6 protein-coding genes are annotated in these 2693 nt (G+C 45.5%); all 6 read left to right on the forward strand.

The window, feature by feature from the left end:
* Positions 1–89: 89 nt before the first annotated feature.
* The 6 genes from QEH53_RS23475 (at position 90) to QEH53_RS23500 (ending at position 2544) form a co-directional block, all read left to right on the forward strand.
* Positions 90–281, forward strand: coding sequence for a hypothetical protein (locus QEH53_RS23475; RefSeq protein ID WP_309025673.1), 192 nt, complete (start codon positions 90–92; stop codon positions 279–281).
* A 19-nt stretch (positions 282–300) separates the two neighbouring features.
* The gene (locus QEH53_RS23480) at positions 301–705 is read left to right on the forward strand and encodes a hypothetical protein (RefSeq protein ID WP_309025674.1); all 405 of its coding nucleotides are present in this window, start codon (positions 301–303) and stop codon (positions 703–705) included.
* Between the two features lies 1 nt (position 706).
* On the forward strand, positions 707–835 hold the full coding sequence (locus tag QEH53_RS23485) for a hypothetical protein (protein ID WP_309025675.1): 129 nt from the start codon (positions 707–709) through the stop codon (positions 833–835).
* Positions 836–857: 22 nt separating this feature from the next.
* The gene (locus tag QEH53_RS23490) at positions 858–1172 is read left to right on the forward strand and encodes a hypothetical protein (protein WP_309025676.1); all 315 of its coding nucleotides are present in this window, start codon (positions 858–860) and stop codon (positions 1170–1172) included.
* Between the two features lie 147 nt (positions 1173–1319).
* Complete coding sequence (locus tag QEH53_RS23495; protein WP_309025677.1) at positions 1320–1715, forward strand: hypothetical protein; 396 nt, start codon at positions 1320–1322, stop codon at positions 1713–1715.
* A 67-nt stretch (positions 1716–1782) separates the two neighbouring features.
* Positions 1783–2544: a DUF4145 domain-containing protein gene (locus QEH53_RS23500; RefSeq protein WP_309025678.1), complete on the forward strand. Its 762-nt coding sequence runs from the start codon at positions 1783–1785 to the stop codon at positions 2542–2544.
* Positions 2545–2693: the final 149 nt, after the last annotated feature.

Genomic DNA, 2693 nt, shown 5'->3' on the forward strand with positions numbered 1-2693 from the left:
GAAGGAGGCAACATCCTCGAACAGTGAACTAGACTTCTTGACCTAGAGAATCCAAGCTTAGCCGATACCCAAGTTACCCTAGCCCTAAGATGACCGACCCAGTCCTATGCCAGTTTAAAGATTCGATTCTAGTGTATTCCACATTTGGAGACACGAATTATTTGGCTAACCAGGCAGCCCACACAATGTCGGTAAGTGCACGCCAGTTTCACAACGAAGCCCTGGATACCAACCTCAACCGAAATGGAACCTCAACCGAAGCCGACATCGTGTGGCTTTGACGTTCGACGAAAAATAACTATGAGCATACCATCCATTTTTTATGTATCCACAGAGGATCAAGCGTCCGAGATGGAAATGAATCACGACCTCGCACAGGAGGATGTCGCTGAACTTGGCGGGATAGATACTCTTAAGCTATCGACGCTCTACGCGATCGCCATAAAAAGAGAATGGGACGTCGATCTAATGGATACGTTCTCGGAGGTTCGAACGAGCGACTCGGAGTGGATCTACGAGATTCCAAAAGAGTTCACGAAAGAACTTGAAGGCACGGACCTAGATGCAGCCTCAGCCGAGTGGGCAGAGACAGAAGAAATGGCCTGCGAGCCAGAAGACGCAAAGTATGTGATAGATGTGCTTCTCCGTATGGCTAAGCGTTCTGAAGAGACGGGAAAGCCTCTCTACATTTACACGACTCTCTAAAATGAAGATTAGGTCGAACAAGGCAGAGCTCACAATGTCGGCAAACGCCCGCCTCTTTCACAACGAACCCATGAAAATCAACCTCAATAGACTTGGAAGCTCAGCCGAAGCCGACATCGTGAGTCTTTGACGTTAGGCAGAAACAAATGAAAATGAAGACTTCGAACCAAGAGCTTTGGATGCCCATCGAGATCATCGGTTTGATCGGTTTATCAAGCATACTTTCGACAGTCGCCTATGTGAAGCTTGCATCAGTTTGGGGATCGACTGTCGGAGGGTTTCTCATTTGGTTCGCAACGCCTATCATGTTCATAGCGTACACGATCTACGCCTACAAAAGAATATTAAGCAAAGATTCAGAATCTAGAACAATGAAAGCTCTACTGCTAGCATTCATTACGATCGTCATGAACTACCTAATCCCGATTTCTATGTATGGACCTTACATATACGGACCCGGCCCCTGAAATAAAAAAGATTAGCCTAACAAGTCGGCGCATACAATTCCGGCAAACGCTCGCCTCTTTCACCTCGACCCCAGACTTGAAACAATAACTTGAAACGGAACCCCAACTGAGGCCTGCACGTATGGCCTCGGCGTTGGGTAGAAAAGTATGATCCAGAAATCCATTACAGGAAAAAGATGCACCGCCGGTGGATTCTTCTCTTCGAAGGACAATGAGCATCTGCAGAAAATGGAACTAACGATTAAGGGGATACAAGAACTAGGAGCCATACACTCAGGCACGATACTCCAACGAAGGGGCGTTTCTCGTTCAAGCAAACCGGGTGGTTCAAAAGTTATGGATCAACCAATGAACACAAAATTTCTATTCTCAAAAGGAAAACTAGAAGAATTAAAGACCCTAACCGAATCAGAGAAAACCGAGATCGTTGTCATATTCAACCCACTGACCCAAAATCAAAAGCAATCATTAAGCAGGTTGCTTGATCTTCCTGTTTTGTCTTACTCAGACGACCTCTGCGTCTCCACCCAATCTACCAAATGAAACCCAACCAATCGTAGCAGGCAACGAGCGCAAGCGCTCGCCGCCTGTACTCGGCGTTAGGTAAATAATGATGGAAGAAGATTATCCGGAACCAGAGGAGTTCGACGAGACGGATTTCGACAAAACAAAAGGTCGAAAACTCAAAGTGCTTTGTGTGCGGTGTGAGGGCAAAACCAACCACACCGTGCTGCAGTCAGTCATAAGAAATATCTCCGAGAATTATATGAACTGGTCTGGAACATACGAAGTCATTCAGTGCTTAGGATGCGAGTCTATAAGTTTCCGTGAGGAAATATACTTCTCCGAATTGGCAGAACCGTGGCCAGGTGGTTCCAACGGAATTGAAGTATCTCTTTACCCCAAAAGAACAGAACATACGAGACCTCAAAAACCTACCTACCACGCACCTCCTACAGTCAGAAAGATCTACAAAGAAGTCATCGATTGTTATAACAACGAATCTTATATTCTATGTGCAGCAGGCCTTAGAGCGATGGTTGAAGGCATATGCGCAAGCAAGGGAATCAAAAAAGGAAAAGTAGAGATTACTCTCGAAGATGAAACGAAGCAGACCAAAACTCTCACCAACATTCAGGGTAAGATTTCCGGTCTTTTTGAGCAAGGGTACCTTACTAAGGATCATTCAGACATTTTGCATGAGCATCGTTTTCTTGGAAACGAGGCAGTCCATGAACTATCAAGCCCAACCCCTGAAGAGCTAAACATTGCTATTGATATTCTAGAACACACGCTTGAAGCACTGTTCAATCTGCCGAGGCAAGCAATTGACCTAAAAAACCATCGAAGCAGAAGAAAAAATAAGACCTAACCAAACGTGGCATACAATTCCGGAGGCTGCGCCTCCTCCATCGTATGCACTCGACGATGGCAGAAAATATGATTATATAACTGAATAAAGGAAACGTACTCGAATCGAAGGAAGCAGCATCCTTAAGCAGTGCGACCACGACATTCACC

Origin of the sequence: Pelagicoccus sp. SDUM812002 (assembly GCF_031127835.1) — a bacterium.
GTDB lineage: Bacteria > Verrucomicrobiota > Verrucomicrobiia > Opitutales > Opitutaceae > Pelagicoccus.

Bases quoted from the DNA above. Each gene is read 5' to 3' on its own strand.
- QEH53_RS23475 (WP_309025673.1), top strand. From the start codon at position 90: ATGACCGACCCAGTCCTATGCCAGTTTAAAGATTCGATTCTAGTGTAT.
- QEH53_RS23480 (WP_309025674.1), top strand. From the start codon at position 301: ATGAGCATACCATCCATTTTTTATGTATCCACAGAGGATCAAGCGTCC.
- QEH53_RS23485 (WP_309025675.1), top strand. From the start codon at position 707: ATGAAGATTAGGTCGAACAAGGCAGAGCTCACAATGTCGGCAAACGCC.
- QEH53_RS23490 (WP_309025676.1), top strand. From the start codon at position 858: ATGAAGACTTCGAACCAAGAGCTTTGGATGCCCATCGAGATCATCGGT.
- QEH53_RS23495 (WP_309025677.1), top strand. From the start codon at position 1,320: ATGATCCAGAAATCCATTACAGGAAAAAGATGCACCGCCGGTGGATTC.
- QEH53_RS23500 (WP_309025678.1), top strand. From the start codon at position 1,783: ATGATGGAAGAAGATTATCCGGAACCAGAGGAGTTCGACGAGACGGAT.